Origin of the sequence: Mobilicoccus sp. (genome assembly GCF_032060985.1) — a bacterium.
Lineage (GTDB): Bacteria > Actinomycetota > Actinomycetes > Actinomycetales > Dermatophilaceae > Mobilicoccus.
The window spans coordinates 1-19,313 of sequence record NZ_DAMBGD010000029.1 but is presented as its reverse complement, the minus strand read 5'-3'; the positions used below and the strand labels follow the sequence as shown (position 1 = coordinate 19,313).

The 19,313-nt window shown below is 69.6% G+C and carries 15 protein-coding genes and 4 pseudogenes; 5 read left to right on the top strand and 14 right to left on the bottom strand.

Annotated features, from left to right (window positions below; all coding sequences use genetic code 11):
• A pseudogene (locus RT054_RS16310) lies at positions 1-234 on the bottom strand (IS1380 family transposase); the annotation flags it as partial.
• A gap of 271 nt (positions 235-505) precedes the next feature.
• Here RT054_RS16310 and RT054_RS16575 point away from each other — a divergent pair.
• Together RT054_RS16575 and RT054_RS16305 are read left to right on the top strand one after the other, a co-directional pair.
• Positions 506-763, top strand: a complete 258-nt coding sequence (locus RT054_RS16575; RefSeq protein ID WP_396837334.1) for a terminase gpP N-terminus-related DNA-binding protein — start codon at positions 506-508, stop codon at positions 761-763.
• Positions 764-859: 96 nt separating this feature from the next.
• Positions 860-1,205, top strand: a pseudogene (locus RT054_RS16305) (IS3 family transposase); the annotation flags it as partial.
• Positions 1,206-1,313: 108 nt separating this feature from the next.
• Here RT054_RS16305 and RT054_RS16300 read toward each other — a convergent pair.
• Complete coding sequence (locus RT054_RS16300; RefSeq protein WP_313025642.1) at positions 1,314-2,261, bottom strand: GDP-L-fucose synthase; 948 nt, start codon at positions 2,259-2,261, stop codon at positions 1,314-1,316.
• Between the two features lie 111 nt (positions 2,262-2,372).
• On the opposite strand from RT054_RS16300, the gene gmd reads away from it, so the two are divergent.
• On the top strand, positions 2,373-3,407 hold the full coding sequence (gene gmd / locus RT054_RS16295; RefSeq protein ID WP_313025640.1) for a GDP-mannose 4,6-dehydratase: 1,035 nt from the start codon (positions 2,373-2,375) through the stop codon (positions 3,405-3,407).
• Positions 3,408-3,669: 262 nt separating this feature from the next.
• Here the strand turns inward: gmd and RT054_RS16570 are convergent, their stop codons facing one another.
• On the bottom strand, positions 3,670-3,828 hold the full coding sequence (locus tag RT054_RS16570) for a sugar phosphate nucleotidyltransferase (protein ID WP_396837332.1): 159 nt from the start codon (positions 3,826-3,828) through the stop codon (positions 3,670-3,672).
• Positions 3,822-4,307 (bottom strand): sugar phosphate nucleotidyltransferase, encoded by a 486-nt coding sequence (locus tag RT054_RS16565; RefSeq protein ID WP_396837331.1) that lies wholly within the window; start codon positions 4,305-4,307, stop codon positions 3,822-3,824. The genes RT054_RS16570 and RT054_RS16565 overlap by 7 nt, the downstream gene beginning before the upstream one ends.
• 140 nt (positions 4,308-4,447) lie before the next feature.
• On the opposite strand from RT054_RS16565, the gene rfbB reads away from it, so the two are divergent.
• Both rfbB and RT054_RS16280 read left to right on the top strand, forming a co-directional pair.
• A complete protein-coding gene (gene rfbB / locus RT054_RS16285; RefSeq protein ID WP_313025637.1) occupies positions 4,448-5,443 on the top strand; it encodes a dTDP-glucose 4,6-dehydratase in 996 nt (331 codons plus the stop codon).
• A 97-nt stretch (positions 5,444-5,540) separates the two neighbouring features.
• The gene (locus RT054_RS16280) at positions 5,541-6,923 is read left to right on the top strand and encodes a bifunctional dTDP-4-dehydrorhamnose 3,5-epimerase family protein/NAD(P)-dependent oxidoreductase (RefSeq protein ID WP_313025635.1); all 1,383 of its coding nucleotides are present in this window, start codon (positions 5,541-5,543) and stop codon (positions 6,921-6,923) included.
• A gap of 37 nt (positions 6,924-6,960) precedes the next feature.
• Here RT054_RS16280 and RT054_RS16275 read toward each other — a convergent pair whose 3' ends face one another.
• The 10 genes and pseudogenes from RT054_RS16275 to RT054_RS16230 all read right to left on the bottom strand — a co-directional run.
• On the bottom strand, positions 6,961-8,430 hold the full coding sequence (locus RT054_RS16275) for a sugar transferase (RefSeq protein WP_313025634.1): 1,470 nt from the start codon (positions 8,428-8,430) through the stop codon (positions 6,961-6,963).
• Between the two features lie 289 nt (positions 8,431-8,719).
• The gene (pth, locus tag RT054_RS16270; RefSeq protein ID WP_313025633.1) at positions 8,720-9,307 is read right to left on the bottom strand and encodes an aminoacyl-tRNA hydrolase; all 588 of its coding nucleotides are present in this window, start codon (positions 9,305-9,307) and stop codon (positions 8,720-8,722) included.
• A 92-nt stretch (positions 9,308-9,399) separates the two neighbouring features.
• Positions 9,400-10,794 (bottom strand): sugar transferase, encoded by a 1,395-nt coding sequence (locus RT054_RS16265; protein WP_313025632.1) that lies wholly within the window; start codon positions 10,792-10,794, stop codon positions 9,400-9,402.
• Positions 10,795-11,392: 598 nt separating this feature from the next.
• Positions 11,393-12,064, bottom strand: a complete 672-nt coding sequence (locus tag RT054_RS16260) for a 50S ribosomal protein L25/general stress protein Ctc (RefSeq protein WP_313025631.1) — start codon at positions 12,062-12,064, stop codon at positions 11,393-11,395.
• 268 nt (positions 12,065-12,332) lie between these two features.
• Positions 12,333-13,313 carry a ribose-phosphate diphosphokinase gene (locus tag RT054_RS16255; RefSeq protein WP_313025629.1) on the bottom strand — a complete coding sequence of 327 codons (981 nt, stop codon included), beginning with the start codon at positions 13,311-13,313 and terminating at the stop codon, positions 12,333-12,335.
• A gap of 5 nt (positions 13,314-13,318) precedes the next feature.
• Complete coding sequence (locus RT054_RS16250) at positions 13,319-14,446, bottom strand: NTP transferase domain-containing protein (protein ID WP_313025627.1); 1,128 nt, start codon at positions 14,444-14,446, stop codon at positions 13,319-13,321.
• A 119-nt stretch (positions 14,447-14,565) separates the two neighbouring features.
• Positions 14,566-15,807, bottom strand: a complete 1,242-nt coding sequence (locus RT054_RS16245) for a benzoate/H(+) symporter BenE family transporter (RefSeq protein WP_313025625.1) — start codon at positions 15,805-15,807, stop codon at positions 14,566-14,568.
• Positions 15,804-18,314 (bottom strand): LuxR C-terminal-related transcriptional regulator, encoded by a 2,511-nt coding sequence (locus RT054_RS16240; protein WP_313025622.1) that lies wholly within the window; start codon positions 18,312-18,314, stop codon positions 15,804-15,806. Before RT054_RS16240 ends, RT054_RS16245 begins: the two co-directional genes overlap by 4 nt.
• Positions 18,315-18,466: 152 nt before the next feature.
• Positions 18,467-18,724, bottom strand: a pseudogene (locus RT054_RS16235) (SDR family NAD(P)-dependent oxidoreductase); the annotation flags it as partial.
• 148 nt (positions 18,725-18,872) lie between these two features.
• A pseudogene (locus tag RT054_RS16230) lies at positions 18,873-19,031 on the bottom strand (IS3 family transposase); the annotation flags it as partial.
• Positions 19,032-19,313: the final 282 nt, after the last annotated feature.

Below are 19,313 nucleotides of genomic sequence, written 5' to 3'. Positions count from 1 at the left end.
CCCGGAAGCCGCGTAATCCAACACACCCCGTGTCCAAAGATCGGGGGCAAGGCCCGACATGCCCCCGACCACGCACCGGGCCTTGACCGCGGCGTTCGCGCAGGGCACCGACAGGCTATCCAGGTGTTCACTCCACCCGGCCCGCTCGGCCAACGCCAACACCGGAGCCAGGCCCGCGCACGACACGAGATTCCCGTCATCAAAAACCGGGCGGATGCTGTGAGACGCTTTCACCTGCGAAGTGCCCCTTCGGCTAGGTCAGATGCTTGATGTGGTAATCACCATCTTCCCAGCTCAAGGGGCACTTCCGTCGTCACAACGCGCCACAGGGCACTACCTCGGACGGTGGATCAGGGCTGAACGGTCCTCTGATGACGCTCAGGCGAAACTCCTCAGATCCGCTCATTGAATTCCCCACCCGTGTGCCTCCATCAATGCGGGTGGGCCCCCTCGACGACGGCGGTCTCTGACCACACGCCATCCCTTCCGAGGGGAGCCTCACGTCATGCTGACACGGGAGGAAGACATCGGCGCTCACGCGCTGCGCCGGCAGGGTTGGACGATCTCGGCGATCGCCCGACACTTGGGCCGGGACCGCAAGACCGTCCGCGCCTACCTTACGGGTGGCCGGGTCGCCAGGGTGCGCAGGCCCGCCGGCGGTGCTCCATTCGAGCCGTTCCTCGAGTACGACCGCGAACGATTCACCGGAGAACCTCACTTGTGGGCACGACACTGTCCGACGACGTCACCGCGCTCGGTGTGACCGGTCGGGACTGCTGCACGGGTAGGGTCGTCCGAGCTGGCTTGCTGTTGAGCGGGCCTGAGAGGGTGAAGCGCGCCCAAGCCGTGCCCTAGGAGCGCCGTCGCGCCTCGCTTGCATGCGGCTGGCTGCGTGGTGCATTCGGAGAGGGTCTCGCAATTTCGTGCGAGGAAGTACGTACGCGTTGAGCCGGTACGGAGTGGCCGGTTCCATGGGACGCATCGGCGCGGCCGGTGACAACGCCGCGATGGAGTCCTTCTTCGCGCTGACGGACGAGAATGTGCTCGATCGGCAGCCGTGGAACACGCGCGAACAGCTACGCCCCGCCATCGTCACGTGGATCGAGAAGACCCACCACCGACGACGCCGGCAAGCACGGCCCGGACGCCTCACCCCGATCGAGTTCGAGACGATCAGAACCACACAGGCCGCTGCCGCGGCCTGACATCACCGATGGCCCACTTCGTGCAGTAATCCCATTTCCACAGGAACCGACCTGTCAGGACGCTCGCAAGACGGCATGCCTGCCACCGTCCATCTCGTGGCAATTGTGTCAATCGTCGACATTATCGACGTACCAGCGGTAGGTGGATTCGATGCCCTCGCGCAGACGGATTCGCGACTCCCAACCGAGACTGCGGATGCGCGAGACATCAAGCAGCTTGCGGGGAGTGCCGTCCGGCTTGGACGTGTCCTGCACGATCTCCCCCTCGAATCCGGTGATGTCCGCGACAATCTCGGCGAGTTCGCGGATCGTCACGTCGGTGCCGGTACCGACGTTGATCGGGAGTCCATCGTCGTAGTTCTCCAGCAGCATCAGACAGGCCTCGGCGAGGTCGTCGACGTGCAGGAACTCACGGCGCGGGGTACCCGTGCCCCACAGGATGACCTCGCTCACCCCGTCACGGGCTGCCTCGTGGAAACGCCGGATCAGCGCCGGCAGGACGTGGGAACTCTGGGGGTCGAAGTTGTCGCCGGGGCCGTAGAGGTTGGTCGGCATCGCCGAGATCCACGCTCGCGCGTATTCAGTGCGGTGGGACTGCACTGCGATGACGCCGGCGATCTTAGCGATCGCGTACGCGATGTTCGTTTCCTCGAGCGGGCCGGTAAGCAGGCTCTCCTCGCGGATGGGCTGCTCGGCCATCTTGGGGTAGATGCAGCTGGAGCCGAGGAAGAGGAAGCGCTCGACTCCGACCCTGGCAGCCGCGTCCATGAGGTTGACCTGGATGCGGAGGTTGTCCGACATGAATTCGGCAGGCTGAGTGCTGTTGGCGAGGATTCCGCCCACTCGGGCGGCGGCATCGACGACGACATCAGGGCGGACGCGCTGGAGGAGCGCCTCGGTGGCGGCGGCGTCGCGCAGGTCAACCTCGGCGGAGGTTGCCCCCACGAGCCGTGTGAAGCCCTGCGCCTCGAAGTGGCGCCAGATGGCGGACCCAACCAAGCCCCGGTGCCCCGCGATGTACACGACGCAATCGCGGTCAATCTTGTTGCTGGACAATGACTTTCCCTCCCAGGCGTCGTCGGATGGACCACAGTGTACCGGCGATAGACGCCCGTCTTGGACGCTGATCCAGGTACCCTCACAGCATCCGACGAACAAAGGAGTCCGATGCCCAAGCGTGCTCTCATCACCGGTATCACCGGTCAGGATGGGTCGTACCTCGCAGAGTTGCTGCTCTCCAAGGGATATGAGGTCCACGGCCTCATCCGGCGCGCGAGCACCTTCAACACGACGCGGATCGATCACATCTATAGCGACCCCCATGATTCAGGTCGTCTGACCTTGCACTATGCCGACCTGTCGGCTGCGTCGCGCTTGGTCACCCTCATGGATCAGACGCGCCCGGACGAGGTCTACCACCTCGCCGCTCAGAGCCACGTTCGAGTGTCCTTCGACGAGCCCGAGTACACCGGCGACGTCAGTGGCGTCGCGACGACCCGCCTGCTGGAGGCGATCCGGATGATCGGCCTCGACTGTCGGTTCTACCAGGCGAGTACGTCGGAGATGTTCGGCGCGACTCCGCCGCCACAATCGGAGGAGACCCCGTTCTACCCTCGCTCCCCCTACGGCGCCGCCAAGCTCTACGCCTATTGGATGACGCGCAACTACCGTGAGGCGTACGGTATGTTCGCCACCAACGGCATCCTGTTCAACCACGAGAGCCCCCGCCGGGGTGAGACGTTCGTGACCCGCAAGATCACCCGCGCCGTGGCGGCGATCAGCCGTGGTCAACAGCGCCACCTGTACCTGGGCAACCTCGACGCCATCCGTGACTGGGGTTACGCGCCGGAGTACGTCGAAGGGATGTGGCGGATGCTGCAGGCCGATGAACCGGATGACTACGTCCTAGCGACGGGGGCGGCCGTCACGGTCCGCGACTTCGTCGAGGCTGCATTCAGCGCAGCCGATCTCGACTGGGAGAAACATGTCAGGTTCGACGAGCGTTACCTGCGCCCGACCGAGGTCGACGCACTCATCGGAGACGCGGCCAAGGCCGAGATGAAGCTCGGCTGGAAGGCCAGCGTCTCCGCCGCAGAGCTGGCGAGCATCATGGTGCGTGCGGACATCGACCGCATCGACTGCGAGCTCAACGGCCACGCGGCCCCGGTGGACGCGCCCCAGTTTCTACGCGCCGCTTCCTGATCCGAGCACCGCAACGGCTGTGCTTGGCCTGTGTGGCCGCACCTCTCCGGCGCTCGCCGGGCCCCGCGCTCACGGCCGGCCGCACGCGCGAGGTGATTCTTGAAAAAGTGAGTGCACATAATCCGCCATGACCGGACTGGAGTAGCGCAGATGCCCTTCTCCGCAGCCCGTCGTAGTTCATCACGTATTCCAAGAGATCTATGTGGGGCACCCCAACAACAGCCCCTGCCTCGTCTGCAGCGCCCGGACGGAATTCGGCGCATCATTGATGCGCGTCGACGGTACCCGTGTCGAGCCAGGCGGACCCCCGGAGGAGGAGCTCCACCGCGAGGATTCCGCGGTCGAGGTACACGCGATTGACGTCGGTGATCTCGTACTCCCCACGCGCTGATGGTTGCAGTTCTCTTTCGATGATCACCACGTCGTGGTCGTACTAATAGAGGCCCGGGCCCGTGCAATGGGATCGCGGCCGGGCTGGCTTCTCCTCGATCCGCGTTGCACGACCTCGCTCGTCCGACTCGACGACGTCGTAGGCGGAAGGGTCGGACACCCGTAGGCGACGATCGTCTTCCCGACCTGCCCCCCATCCTGGCGAGCTTCGTCCCGAGGCCGGGGCCGGGGCCGTGGAAGATGCTTTCGCCGAGAACGAGACGCACCTCGTCCCCTCCGATGACGGCCGCGCCGATGGTGAACGCCTGCGCGATCCCCCTCCGGCAAGGGCTGGGACGCATAGTGAATGGAGATGCCGAAGTCCGGCCCGTCGCCGAGCAGCCGGCGAAAGGCGTCCACGTCCTGGGGGGTCGTGATGATGAGCACCTCGCGGATGCCGGACAGGACGAGCGTGGTGAGCGGGTAGTGGATCCTTGGCTTCTCGTAGGCGGGGACGAGCTGCCTGCTCACGCCACGCGTGATGGGTGCAGCCGCCTGCCGGCGCCCCTGGCAAGGGCGATGCCGCGAATGACCCGACGTGCCGCGTCCCGACGGGGGAGGCACGGGCGCCCACCTCGCTGCCTGCCCGGAGGTCTCCTACCGTGGGATCGGTGAGGCAACTGGTCACCGGCGGCGCCGGGTTCATCGGATCGAATTTCGTGCGGCAGGTCATCGAGAACACCGAGGACGAGGTGACAGTCCTCGACAAGCTCTCGTATGCCGGTGACCCACGCATTTTGGATGGACTTCCCAAGTCCCGAGTGCACCTGGTGCAGGGAGATATCGCGGACGCGGGGTTGGTCAATGAGCTCGTCGGCGGCCACGACGTCGTCGTGAACTTCGCGGCCGAGTCGCACAACGACGCCTCGCTGCGCGACCCTTGGCCGTTCGTGCACACCAACCTCATAGGCACGTTCACGCTGCTCGAGGCCCTGCGGCGACATGAGACGCGCTATCACCACGTCTCCACCGACGAAGTGTACGGGGACCTCGACCTCGACGACCCGGAACGGTTCACCGAGAACACGCCGTACAACCCCAGCAGCCCCTACTCCTCGACCAAGGCCGGCTCGGATCTGCTCGTGCGCGCCTGGGTGCGCTCGTTCGGGGTGCGGGCGACGATCAGCAACTGCTCCAACAACTACGGGCCCTACCAGCATGTGGAGAAGTTCATCCCGCGCCAGATCACGAACGTCATCGACGGCGACCGGCCCAAGCTCTACGGGGCGGGCCGGAACGTGCGGGACTGGATCCATGTCGACGACCACAACGCGGCCGTGCTGCGCATCATCGAACGCGGCGCAGTGGGCGAGACCTACCTCATCGGTGCCGACGGAGAACAGACCAACAGGGACGTCGTCGAACTCATCCTCGACCTCATGGGCCGTCCACGCGAGGCCTACGATCACGTCACCGACCGCGCCGGACACGACCTCCGCTACGCGATCGACGCGACCCGCCTGCGGACCGAACTCGATTGGCAACCGCGCTTCTCCGATTTCCGACAGGGCCTCGCCGACACCATTGCGTGGTACCGCGCGAACGAGGCCTGGTGGCGCCCGCAGAAGGCGGCCACCGAGGCCGGCTACCGCGCCGCCGGGCAGTGACACCCGGGGGAGTGCCGGCCGCATCCGGCCGGCACTCCCCCGGTCGCCCCGACGACCCTCATCCCGCCCGTCCTGCACACCGATCGGAGGAGCCGTCGTGGCCGATCTGTCCGTCCGCCAAACCGAGATCCCGGGCTTGCTCGTCGTCGATCTCCCCGTGCATGGGGACAATCGCGGCTGGTTCAAGGAGAACTGGCAGCAAGCCAAGATGACCGAGCTCGGGCTGCCGGACTTCGGCCCCGTGCAGCAGAACATCTCCTTCAACGACGAGGTCGGGGTCACCCGAGGCATCCACGCCGAACCCTGGGACAAGTTCGTCTCCGTCGCGACGGGACGGATCTTCGGCGCCTGGGTGGACCTGCGGGAAGGCGAGAGCCACGGCCGTGTCGTGACCGTCGAGATGGGTCCGGAACGTGCAGTGTTCGTCCCCCGCGGGGTCGGCAACGCCTACCAGACGCTCGCCCCGGGCACGGCGTACGCCTACCTCGTCAACGACCACTGGAGCCCGGAGGCCAAGGCGCGGCACACCTTCGTCCAGCTCGGTGACCCCGCCCTCGGGATCGCCTGGCCGATCCCGTTGCACGAGGCCATCCTCTCCGACGCTGACAAGGCCCACCCCGTGCTCGCCGAGTCCCGCCCGGCACTCCCACGACGCACCCTCGTGCTCGGAGCCGGTGGACAACTCGGCACCGCGCTCCAAGCAGCGCTCCCGAGCGCCGTCGCGCTCTCCCGCGCCGAGGCCGACCTCGCGAAACCGGAGACCCTCGAGGCGATCGAGTGGCGCGACGTCGACGCCATCGTCAACGCCGCGGCCTACACCGCGGTCGACCTCGCCGAGACCCCCGAGGGACGGCGAGAGGCGTGGGCGACGAACGTCACCGGAGTGGGACGCCTCGTCGAGATCGCGCGCCGCCACCGACTCCCCCTCGTCCATGTGAGCAGCGATTACGTCTTCGACGGGACGGTGCCCGAGCATCGCGAGGACGAACCCTTCTCCCCGCTCGGTGTCTACGGCCAGACCAAGGCTGCGGGCGACGCGCTCGTCGCGACGTGGGAGAAGCACTACGTCGTGCGGACGAGCTGGGTCGTCGGCGAGGGCAAGAACTTCGTTGCGACGATGGCGATGCTCGCCGACAAGGGCGTGTGCCCCGCCGTCGTCGACGACCAGTTCGGGCGGCTGTCCTTCACCGAGGATCTCGCTGCGGGCATCGTCCACCTCCTCGCCTCCGGCGCAGAATACGGCACCTACAACCTCACCAATGGGGGCCCGGTGCAGAGTTGGGCCGACATCGCCGCCGACGTCTTCGAGCTGCGGGGGCGGTCCCGCGATGATGTGACGCGGGTGTCGACGGAGGAGTACGGGGCGGGCAGGACCATGGCCCCTCGTCCGCGGCACAGCTCCCTTTCTCTCGCGAAGATCGAAGCAACCGGTCACCGTCCCCGGGACGTCGCGTACCGTATGCGGACGTTGGTGGAGTGACCACGGTGGGCCATCCGCCAATCTGCCGATCGACTCGTCAGTAGGCCCCCGAACCCCGGACGACGGCGTGGAAGGTGCGGAAGAGGATCCGCAGGTCACCGATGGGCGACCAGTTGTCGACGTAGCGCAGATCGAGGCGCAGGGACTCCTCCCACGTGAGGTCGCTTCGCCCGCTCACCTGCCACAGACCGGTCATACCGGGTCGCACGTGCAGGCGACGCAGGGCGTCGGGCTCGTACTGCTCCACCTCGGCGGGCAGGGGCGGACGTGGCCCGACGAGCGACATGTCGCCGTTGATGACGTTGAACAGCTGCGGCAATTCGTCGATGGAGTACCGGCGCAGGATCGCCCCCACCGCCGTGACCCGTGGGTCGTCCTGCATCTTGAACAGCACTCCGTTGCCGTCGCTGCGGGCTTGTAGCGCGGCGAGCCGCGCCTCGGCGTCGACGACCATCGTCCGGAACTTGTAGATCTCGAAGACCTCGCCCCGGATCCCGACGCGCTTCTGCATGAAGAACACCGGCCCGGGGTCGGTGAGCTTGATCGCGAGGGCCGTGACGAGCAGGAGCGGCGACAGCGCGAGGACGAGGAGGGCCGCGACCGTGCGGTCCATCAGCTGCTTGAGCAGGACGCTGCGATAGCCCGCCGCCGGACGCTCGATGTGGAGCAGGGAGAGGTTCGAGGACGGTCGGATCGACAACCGCGGGCCGGCGACGTCGAGCAGGCCGGGGCTCACGATGAGTTCGATGCCCCGTTCCTCCAAGGCCCACGCCAGGCGCCGCAGCGCCTTGCCGGCGAGGTCGGGGTGCGAGGCGACGGCGACGCACTCGGCCCCCATCCGGTCGGCCACGGCGACGGCGTCGCGCGGTCGCCCCACGACGGACACACCTTCGATCATCGGACTCGAGTTCCAGTCGCCGTCGAGGCTCGAGGCGCACACGGCGACGGGCAGCAGCCCCTGCATCGGCTCGGCCTTGATGCTCCGCACGAGCGAGGCCGCCGCGTCCGCACGACCCACGACGACGGTGCGCTGCATGAGATCGCCCTGCATGCGTCGCGTCGTCAACCACCGGCGCATGACGAACCTCGTGAGCATCCCGCCGACGAACAGCACCGGCAGGAGGATGAGCACGTACATGCGGGCGAGGAGGACGTTGAGCACGAAGGCCGTGACGGCCAGCAGCGCGAGCACGCCGAGGACGGCCCGTGTCACGGCCCGGTACTCCTCGACCGTCACCCCGAGATAGCGGCGCTCGTACGCGTTCGACATGCCGAGCGCGAGGATCCACACGGGCGGGATGAGCAGACTCACGAGCAGGTACGGCCCGCGGACCGTGTCACCGAATCGCAGCCCTGCGGCGAGTGCCACGGCGACGACCCCGACGAGGAGGTCGAGCACGACGAGACGAGTGAGGTAGCTGCGGGCCCAGGAGGGCGTCGTCCGCAGCCTCACCGCCGTCGACCCCAGGGTGGGCGCGAACGGCAGGTCGCTCGACGGCACCGACACGCGGTCGGGCCGTTTACCGTGGCGGGTTCTTTGCGGACGCACACGTGGCTCGGACGTCACCTGAGGTTCCCTTCGACGGAGCGGGAGGGGGCAAGGGCGCCCACCACCGCGTCGTGACAGAGACCGAATGCCGACCCCCCGCCGGCCATCCCGTCGTAGGCACCCAACACCCCGGCGCCCATACCCTCTTTGTCGAATTGTTACAGACGACAACCGAATAGCCAAAGGGCGACCCCTGCGCGAGCGTCGCAGGGGGCCGGTTCGCGAGGCCCGCGGATGCCCTGTCGCCTCAGGCGTGGAATCGATTCTGGGCCGCCGTCAGACCCTCGAGGACGACGGCCTCCGCGGCGTCGGCGGCGGTGTCGAGCAAAAGCGGCAGCACCTTGCGCTCGGTCCCGGTGAAGTCTCGCAGCACGAAGTCGGCCGCCTCCATCCGCCCCGGCGGACGTCCGATCCCCACCCGCACGCGCAGGTAGTCCTTCGTCCCGATGCTCTTGCTGATCGAGCGCAACCCGTTGTGGCCGCCCTCCCCGCCGCCCCTCTTGAGCCGGACGTCGTCGAAGGGGATGTCGAGTTCGTCGTGAACGACGACGAGCCGCTCCGGTGGCACCGAGAAGTACTGCAGCAGACCGCTCACCGGCCCACCCGACTCGTTCATGTAGGACGACGGCACCGCACCCACCACCTTGGGTCCCGGCGCACCCCCGGGCAGCACCCCCAGACGGAACTCCGCAACCTGCGCGCGCGCCTTGTGCCGCGAGAGCGACGTACCGCCCCGGCGCACCAACTCGTCGATCACCATCGCGCCCACGTTGTGGCGGTTCTTCGCGTACGACGGACCCGGGTTGCCGAGTCCGATCAGCAGCCACGTGTCCATACGCGCAGCCTACGGCCCCTCCCCGCGCCGCCCCGAATCGTCCGGGCTCTGTACCGCCTCCGGCCCGTGAACACCCCGACGGGTCGCTCCGGTCAGTAGGCGCCGCGGTGGCCGACCACGGCCCGCACCGTGCGCAGGAGGATCCACAGGTCGGTGACCGGCGACCAGTTGTCGGCGTACCGCAGGTCGAGGCGGAGGGACTCCTCCCAGCTGAGGTCGCTTCGCCCGCTCACCTGCCACAGGCCGGTCATTCCCGGACGGACGTGCAGCCGTCGGATCGCGTCGGACTCGTACTCGAGCACCTCCCGCGGCAGCGGGGGGCGTGGGCCGACGAGCGACATCTGACCGCGGACGACGTTGACGAGTTGGGGCAGCTCGTCTAGAGAGTGCCTTCGCAGCACCCCACCGATGCGGGTGATGCGCGGGTCGTTCCGCATCTTGAACAGCACCCCGTTGCCGTCACTCCGCACCGCGAGGGCCTCGATCGCCGCGTCGGCGCCGACCCGCATCGTGCGAAACTTGAGGATCTGGAACAACTCCCCCCGGATGCCGACGCGCTCCTGACGAAAGACCACCGGGCCCCGGTCGTCGAGCTTGATGAGCAGCGCGATGACCGCGAACACCGGCGAGAGCAGCACGAGCAGTGCCGCGGCCACGAGGCGGTCGGTCACCGCCTTCGCGAGGGCGCTGCGTCCGACCGCTGCCGGACGCTCGACGTGCAACAAGGACAGGTCGGTGGACGGCCTGATCGACATCCGCGGCCCCGCGACATCGAACAGACCGGGGCTGACGACCAGGTCGACCCCCCGTTCCGCCAGCGCCCACGAGAGACGCCGCAGAGCCCTGCCCGCGAGATCAGGGTGAGAGGCCACGGCAACCAAGTCGACGTCGAGCGCGTCGACCGCGGTAAGCGCCTCCAGCGGCGTTCCCACGACGGGGACACCGGCGAGCAGCGACTCCCCCGCAAGCTCCGCACCGTCGAGGTCGAGCGCGCACGCCGCTACCGGCCGCAGGCCTAACGAGGCGTCCCTCGACAGGCTCGACACCAGCGCCGTCACCGAATCCGCGCGCCCCACGACGAGCGTGCGCTGCAGGCACGCTCCGCGCTGACGGCGTCGCGCGAGTCGCGTCCGCAGCACCTTGCGCCCGAGGATGCTCCCGATGAGCAACGCCGTCAAAGCGATGAGGATGAAGGCGCGAGAGAGGCGGAGCTCACCCGAGAAGGACACGATCGACAGTCCGGCGAACAGATACAGCAGCCCACGCCACACCGAGCGATACTCCTCGGGGGTTGCTTGACCGACGTACCGGCGTTCGTACCCGTTGCCCAGCGACACCGCGAGCACCCAGGCTGCGGGCAGCAGGACCGCCAACAGGCTCATCCGGGCCGGCATGTCGAAGACGAAGCGGGTCCCCCCCGCGAGCAGCGCCGCCAATACGCCGACAGCGAGGTCGACGAGGACAAGGGTCCGCACGTACCGCGTCACCCAGGAATTCTCGTGTCTCGGCGCCGACACCGGATCGAGGGTGGGCGCGAACGGATCCGTCTGCGGTGGAAGCCGGAGGCGAGCCACCTGCCGGACGGAGGGGGTCCGTCGAGGAACTCTCGTCGCCGCGGAGGGGCCGCTGCGCCGGTCGATGACGGACATGGATGGGTGCCTCACTCGCGATGACGACGTTTCCCGAGGCCGAAGACTCTTCCCCCGCTCACAGTATTGCCACCTGGGTCGGCCGTCCAGGTCGAGTGTCGATGATACTTCTGCCGACGACAGGGTGATGTCCCACACGTTCCAGGGTGGGGTGATCCACTGTCACCCAAGCGAATCGGGAGGATCGAGCGTGTCGGGCCGTCGCGGCTCGGCGAAGGGTCGACGACTCCGTGAGGGCCGCCGCCAGTGTCGTGGGGGCGGTGAGCGCCTCGGTCCCACCCCGCGATGCGCCCCGACCGCAACCGATCACGTCACCCGACGGGTCGGCGTCCCGGTTCACACGACGAACGGGCCCGTCCCCCGCCTGGGGTCGGACCCGTTCGTCATGCGCGGCGACACGCCGGAGCGGTCGTGGGTGGGGCGTGCCCCACCGGGCTCACTCCTCCTCGGAGCCGCCCTGCGCGTCGGACTCGGCGGCCTCGGTGCTCTCGGCGTCCTCGCCGGACTCGTCCTTCTCGATGCCGGCGTCGGCCTCGGCGGACTCGAGCTCGGCCTCGAGGGCCTCGGCGGAGATGGCCTGCGTGATGTTGATGACAAGCAGTTCGGGGTCGCTGAGCAGCGTGACGCCGGAGGGGAGTTCGACCTGCGAGGCGAGGATCTGGGTGCCCGCCTCGGCGCCCTCGACGGAGACCTCGAGGGACTCGGGGATCGCGGTGGCCTCGGCCTCGACCTCGAGGGAGGTGTTCTCGGTGGTGATGACCGTCTCGGGGGCGGCGTCGCCGGTGACGACGACGGAGACCTCGACGGAGACCTTCTCGCCGCGCTTGACGACGACGAGGTCGACGTGCTCGATGATCGGCTTGATCGGGTCGCGCTGGACGTCCTTGACGAGGGCGAGCTGCTTGCGGCCCTCGATGTCGAGGTTGAGCAGGGCGTTGCTCATCTTCACCGCGAGCATCGTCTCGTGGCCCGGGAGGGTGAGGTGCACGGGCTCGGTGTTCGAGCCGTAGAGCACCGCAGGGATCTGGTCGGCGCGACGGATGCGGCGGGCGGCGCCCTTGCCGAACTCGGTGCGGATGGCGGCGGTGATGTCGGGCTGGTCGGCCATGGGTGTCTCCTTGGGGGCGTCGTCGATCGCGCACGGGGGCGCGATGGGAAGAGTCGATGAAGGGCGGCCTCGACGCGGGTCGCGGCACGAGGAGACGGCACACGCGATTCGCGGAGCGCCGCCGCGTCGATCACGGCACGCGACCGACGGGCACCCGGCGAGAACCGGGGATTCCGTTCGTGTCACGGCCCTCGCCGAGGCAACCCCGCCATGCTACCGGCGACCCCCGGCACGGGGAAATCGCGGGGGGGGCACGACGGGGGTGACCTCAGGTGGCGGGGTCGAACAGGCTCGTGACCGAGCCGTCCTCGAAGACCTCGTGGATCGCCTGGCTGATGAGCGGTGCGATGGAGAGGCAGGTGAGCTTGTCGAACTGCTTCTCCTCCGGGATGGGGAGGGTGTTGGTGACGATGACCTCACGCGCGGAGGAGTCGCGCAGCCGCTCGGTGGCCGGCCCCGAGAAGATCGGGTGGGTGGCGGCGATGACGACGCTGGCCGCATCCGCCTCCATGAGCGCGTCGACCGCCTGGCAGATGGTGCCGCCGGAGTCGATCATGTCGTCGACGAGGATGCACGTCTTGCCCTGCACCTCGCCGACGACCCGGTTGGTCTTGCTCTGGTTCGGCTGGTTGATGTCGCGGGTCTTGTGGATGAAGGCCAGCGGCGCGTCGTCGAGACGCTTGCTCCACTGCTCGGCGACCTTGATGCGCCCGGCGTCCGGGGAGACGATCGCGAGCTCCTCGCCGCCGTAGTTCTCCGAGACGTAGTCGCTGAGGATCGGCAGGGCCTGGAGGTGGTCGACGGGGCCGTCGAAGAACCCCTGGATCTGGGCCGTGTGCAGGTCGACGCAGATGAGGCGATCGGCGCCGGCGGCCTTGAAGAGGTCGGCCATGAGGCGGGCCGAGATCGGCTCGCGGCCGCGGTGCTTCTTGTCCTGACGGGCGTAGCCGTAGAAGGGGAGCACGACGGTGATCCGCTTGGCCGAGGCGCGCTTGAGCGCGTCGACCATGATGAGGTGCTCCATCACCCACTCGTTGATGGGGGCGGTGTGGCTCTGCACGACGAACGCGTCGGAGCCGCGCACCGACTCCTCGAACCGCACGTAGATCTCGCTGTTCGCGAACTCGTAGGCCGTGGTCGGCACGAGGTGGATGCCGAGCCCGGAGGCGACCTCCTCGGCGAGCGCGGGGTGGGCTCGCCCGGAGAGCACCATGAGGTTCTTCTCGGTGGTGCGCTTGATGCCGGTCATCGTTCTCAGGCCTCCGGGTCGGTGGTGATGGACGAGGCGGCGGCGTCACCGCGTGCGGCCCCGAGGTCGGTGAAGGGGGCGACGGTGGCCGAGGCGTCGACGCTCGACCCGGGTCGCAGGAAGACGAACGGACCCACGCGGGCCCCCGCGCCGATCTCGGTGAGGTAGGCGTGGGTGCGCACGATCGTGGCGCCGTCGCCGACCTCGACGTCGCGCAGCGTGGTGTCGGGCCCGATCTCGACGCCTGCGCCGATCGTGCTCGCCCCGAGCACCTGGGTGCCGGGCAGCAGACGACAGTCGCGGCCGAACGTCACCTGCACGTCGACGTGGGTCGTCGCGGCGTCGACGACGGTGACGCCGGCCCGCATCCACCGCTGCAGGACGCGGCGGTTCATCTCGACGCCCATCCGCTCGAGCTGCACGCGGTCGTTAACGCCCTCGGTCTGCCACAGGTCGTCGCAGACGTAGGCGGCGACGCGACGACCGGCCTCCCGGGCGATCGCGAGGACGTCGGTGAGGTACTTCTCCCCCTGGGCGTTGTCGGTGCCGACCTTCGCGAGGGACTCCCGCAACAACGCCCCGTCGAAGGCGTAGATGCCGGAATTGATCTCGGTGATCGCCGCCTGCGCGGGCGTCGCGTCCTTCTGCTCGACGATGCCGAGGACGTCGCCCGTGTCGTCGCGGAGGATGCGGCCGTAGCCGGTGGGGTCCTCGACGTGCGCGGTCATCACCGTGGCGCCGTGCCCGCCCTCCTCGTGCATCGCGACGACGGCCTTGAGGGTCGCGCCCGTGAGCATCGGCACGTCGCCGTAGGTGACGAGGACGGTGCCGGTGAGGTCGGCCGGCAGCTGGGCGAGGCCGCACTCCGTGGCGCGCCCGGTGCCGGGGATCTCGTCCTGGTCGGCGACGAGGGTGCCGGGGTGGATCTCCTCGACGTGCGCGGCGACGGCGTCCCGCTGATGACGGACGACGACGACGAGGTGCTCCGGGTCGCACTCCCGCGCCGCCGCGAGGGCATGGCCGAGCAGGGAACGCCCCCCGAGCGCATGCAACACCTTGGGGAGGTCGGACTTCATCCGCGTGCCCGCCCCTGCGGCGAGGACGACGACGGCGGCCGGTCGGGTCGGGCTCACGCACTGCTCCCACTGCTCAAGCTGGTCACCGCCGGAGGACCCGGGGCCACGCACATGCTACCGAGGCACGACGCCCGCGTTTCACGGGTCGGTCACCCATCCTGCCGGGGTCGACCACCTCACCCACGGGACCCGCCCAGATCGGCGGGCTCGAGGACACGGGAGATGAGGTATCCGGTCACGACGCCCCAGAAGGCGCCCCCGATGTTGAGGACCGTGAGATCGGCGACGGTGACGAGGAACGCGACGAGGGCACCCAACGTGCAGGTCCCGGAGAACGCGGCGACGAACGCCCCCTGGAGGGACTTCAGCATCGCGACGCCGCCGAGCACGGCGATCCAGGCCGTCGGCATGGCCAACATGAACGAGGTGAGGGTGGGGGCGAGGACGCCGACGATCACGGCGAGGCTGCCACAGAGGACTGCCGCGGTGTACTGCCGTTCCTTCTCTCCCGAGCTGGTGAGGAGGGCGTTCGTCGGGCCGGTGAGACAACTCGTCACGGCGCCGAGCGCGGCCGCCGGGAGGGACCACAGTCCGCACAACACCGTCGCGGTGTTGACCGGGACGTCGTGCCCCGCCGCGCGCAGGACGGCGGTCCCCTGACCGTTCTGGACGATGACGACGGTGATCGCCAGGGGGACGACGAGTTCGGTGAGGGCGGCGAGGGAGAACGTCGGCGTCTGGAGCATCGGGTCCGCCAGCCCGAGGGTGATGGGCGCCTGGAGACCGTCGGTGAACAGCACCGCGGCGACCCCGACGACGAGGGTGCCGAGCACCGGCGGCATCACCCTGGAGAAGCCGCTCGGGATGCTCAGCGCGACGAACGTGAGGACCATCGGCAGCGCCACCCACGGCGTGTCCTGGATGGACCCGACGAGGTCGAGCCCGAAGCGCAGGAACACCCCGGCCACCATCGCCATGACGATGGGCAGGGGCAGCAGCCGCATGACGCGCCCGACCCAACCGGTGAGTCCGAGGAGGAGGACGAGCAGCGCGGTGACGACGAAGGCGCCGAGTACGTCGCTCCACGGCACGTGGGAGAGGGACTTGCCGACGACGACGGTCCCCGGGATGGTCCAGAAGAACCCCAGCGGCATCCGGAACGCGAGGCTCGCGACCACGGTGAGCAGACCGTTGAGGGCGAAGACGGCGAACACCCAGGAACTGAGCTGCTGCGGCGACAGATCGCCGGCGGATCCGCTCGCGAGGATGACGGCGAGCGGCCCGGTGGCGGAGAAGACGAGGGCGATGATCGCGTTCGCGGCGTACCCGCCCCCGACGTCGCGGCGGAAGGCCCGCCAGCCCGCCGGACCGCGGCGCGGGCGTTCCAGGGGCAGCACCACCCGGCTCGTGTCCGTCACGGGCTCTCCTCCGACTCCTCGGCACCCGCGGCGGGGGCCGCCGGCTCCACGTTCACCGACGTGAGGTGACCGGCCAGCTCGGAGCGGGACCGCAGACCGAGCTTCGTGTACACGCGGGTGAGGTGGTACTGGACCGTCTTGACCGAGATGTAGAGCTCCCCGGCCACCTCCTTGTTGGTGCGCCCCGCGGCGACGAGTTCCGCCACCGTGGCCTCCTGGGGAGTGAGTTCACCGATCCCCGACTGGCGGCGACGTTCCACGCCGGACGCCTTGAGTTCGCGGTCGCACTGGTCGGTGTAGGTCGTCGCCCCCAGGCGGCCGAACGCCTCACGGGCGCCCCGGATGACCTCGTCCGCCTCCCGTCGCCGTCCGGCCCGGCGCAGGACCTGACCGCGCACGAGCCGCAGCCGCGCGATCTCCAGGGGCAGGGGGAGCCCGGTGAGGTGTGCGTCGGCACGGGCGAAGGCCGCGACGGCCTCGTCGATGTCGCCGCGGGCGCCGTGCAGACGACCGCGGACGGTCTCGGTGCGGGCCAGGGCACTTCGGCGTCCGTGGCGGGCCGCGACCGCTCCGGTGGCGTCGAGGAGCCGCTCCGCCTCGGCCAACCGGCCGGTCATCACGAGCGCGTTGGCGTACAGATCGCTCCACGGCCAGAAGCCGGTGTCCGACTCGGGGTCGGCGAGCCGACTCGTCGCCACCGGTTCCAGCACCCGGATGACGGCGCCGTGATCGGCCAGGGACTCGGCGACCTGGGCATGCGCGATCGCCGACGGCAGACGCATGGACAGGTAGTCGTCCTCGGAGGCCGCGCCCGCCCGGAGGTGAGCCCTGGCCTGCTCGAGGTCGCCTCGGTAGGTGTGCACCACCGCCGCGGGCCAGTGCACGAGAGGGCGGATCACCTCGTGCCCGCTCGTCTCGACGCCGACGACGGCCCGCTGGGTCACCTCGAGGCATTCGCTCCATCGGCCGAGGACGAAAAGGGTGCGGGCCAGCCAGGCCTGCGCCCACAGGACGATGCGGGTCGAACCGTGCGAGAAGTCCGCCGAGACCGCGCTCTCGAGGGCCGAGCGCGCCGACAACGGGTCGTCGAGCAGGAGATCGAGCCACCCGCGGCCCATGGTCACGCGCTGGGTCTGCGCTGCGGACGCGACGTCCGCCAACACGCGGTCGAAGGAGGCCCGTGCCTCACGCCCACGCCCCAACGCGCCGAGACCGAGCCCGCGGATGGCCGTGGCCTCGGTCGCGTGCACCGAGGCGGGCCCGCCCTCCTCGACCGCCCGGTCGGCCCAGGACACGAGGGCACGTCCGTCGCCGGAGACGAGGCTGTGCAACACCCACCGGGTGCACACCATCGCCCGGAACTCCTCGTCCAGCCCGGCCGGGTCGAGCGGGGCGATGTCGGACGCCGGGGATGCCGGCGCGTGCGTCCTCGCTCGCGTGTCGCCCCCTCGGGGGTCCGTGGCGGTGCTGATCGGGCGGTCGGCGCGAGCGGTCGGCATCCCGTCCTCGACGGAGCCTCCGACGGCGGTCCACGCGCGCGTGAGCCAGGCCTGGGCATCGTGATGACGCCCCAGGAGGATGGACAGGTAGCCCAGCGTGGCGTGGGTCCGCGCGGTGTGCGGAGAGCTGTGCAGTTCCGCCACGAGGTCGACCGCCTCGGGAATCTGACCGGCACCGACGAGCGCATCGACGGCCGCGGCCCGGTGACGCGACCGGGCCGCAGGGTCCTGGGTGGTGCGGGCGGCGTCGACGTAGGCGCGGGAGGCCTCGCTCCACTCCCCCGCCGAGGCGTGGCGTGCGGCCTGTTCCGCGAGCCGCCGTGAGAGCTCGGCGTCCGGGCCCACCGCCGCCTCGACGAGGTGGGCGAGTCGGCGGCCGGCGTCTCCGGCCTGTTCGGCGGCCCGTCGGTGCAGGGCCCGTACGGCTCCCGGCCCCGAGGCGTCGCGAACGGCGAGCGCCCACATGGGGTGGGTGACGTCCAGGTGGGTGCGGCCGCGGCCGACGCCGGCTCGGACGACGCCGAGGTCGACGAGGGGATCGACGGCTTCGGGGGCCACATCGGCGAGGCGCGAGGCGGCGGCGAGGTCGGCGGCGGGCCCGAGAACCGCGACGGCCTGCGCCATCGCCCAGGTGTCCGCAGGGACGAGGCGCCGGATGCGCTCGACCTCCTCCCGGTGCCGGCGCGTGGCGGTGAACAGGGGCACGTGGTCCCGCCAGGCCTCCTCGGGGGTCTCGGTGAGCAGGTCGAGCACGTCGCCGGGGAGACCTCCGGTGAGGTCGTGGACGGCACGGACGGCAGCTCCCCCGACCGAGTGGTGGCGGGACCGGACGAGGAGGGCCACGTCGCCGACGGACAGTCCTCCGAGCACCATGCGGTGCAGGTCGGGCAGGTCGAGCCGGGGCGTCGGCCGGGCCACGAGGAGCAGCGTCGGGGTCGTGGGACACCGCAGGACCGCGGACTGCAGGAGCGCGAGCGTCTCGGGGCGCGCCTCGTGGGCGTTCTCCACGACGACGACCCGTGGGCGGCCCCAGGCGCTGACGACGGCGTCGGCGAGTGCGTCGTCGAGGGTGTCGCCGAGTGCGTCGGCAGGTGCGTCGTCGAGGACGGTGCCGTCGACCCCGGCGCGGCGTTCCGCGCCGGGTGCCCCGCGGCCGCGACGGCGGCCCTCGCGCCCTCGTAGGTCTCGAGGTCACCGACGGCGGAGACCGCCGGCCGGGCAGCGCTCTGGAACTCCTCCGCGAGCCTCGTGACGAGGTCGCTACGGTCGGCGAGGACGACGCGCCCACCCTCGGCGCTGATCCGGCGGGCGGTGTGCTCACCGATGCCCTGGGCGGCGCCGGTGACGAGCACGACCTTGCCGGCGAATCGCCCGGGGGTGACGAACGCCGGGGTGGCCCGGCGTGCCGCGTCGGACATCGCCCGACGCATCGTCGTCTTGCTCCGCTCGGCGTGCTCGGCGACGAGGGTGCGCACCGCCTCGCGGTCACCGCTCTCGAACGCCTCGACGATCCGCACGTGGTCGTGGGCGACCGGGACTGCTGCACGCGATGGGACATCGGTGATGTCAGGCCGCGGCAGCGGTCTGTGAGGTTCTGATCGTCTCGAACTCGATGGGCGTGAGGCGTCCCAGCCGGGCTTGCCGGCGGCGTCGATGATAGGTCTTCTCGATCCATGTGACGACCGCGATGCGAAGTTCGTCTCGGGTGGACCAGGAGCAATGATCAGAACCTGTGGATGGCCCTCGGCGGGTGGACGTGGTGGAGCGCACCTTCCCGAGGATGATCTTGTCGAAACAGAACTCTGATCAGGACCGGCGTTGGCGCGCTGGTTCAGAAAGGTGCGCTCATGCTCACCGTAGTCCAGGACGAGACGAGGACCAACGCCGCCGGTGGCGGGTTGGATCGCCCCGGGTTCAGTGGAGAGCGGGTTGTGCCGGGGCAGCTGGCGCCGGCTCGGTGTTCTCAGCGTAGAACAGGTCTTCGTACTCGATGGGTGGGATGTCGCC

Coding starts and splice junctions, on each gene's coding strand:
- RT054_RS16575 (WP_396837334.1), top strand. CDS start 506: ATGCTGACACGGGAGGAAGACATCGGCGCTCACGCGCTGCGCCGGCAG.
- gmd (WP_313025640.1), top strand. CDS start 2,373: ATGCCCAAGCGTGCTCTCATCACCGGTATCACCGGTCAGGATGGGTCG.
- pth (WP_313025633.1), bottom strand. CDS start 9,307: ATGGACACGTGGCTGCTGATCGGACTCGGCAACCCGGGTCCGTCGTAC.
- RT054_RS16260 (WP_313025631.1), bottom strand. CDS start 12,064: ATGGCCGACCAGCCCGACATCACCGCCGCCATCCGCACCGAGTTCGGC.
- RT054_RS16255 (WP_313025629.1), bottom strand. CDS start 13,313: ATGACCGGCATCAAGCGCACCACCGAGAAGAACCTCATGGTGCTCTCC.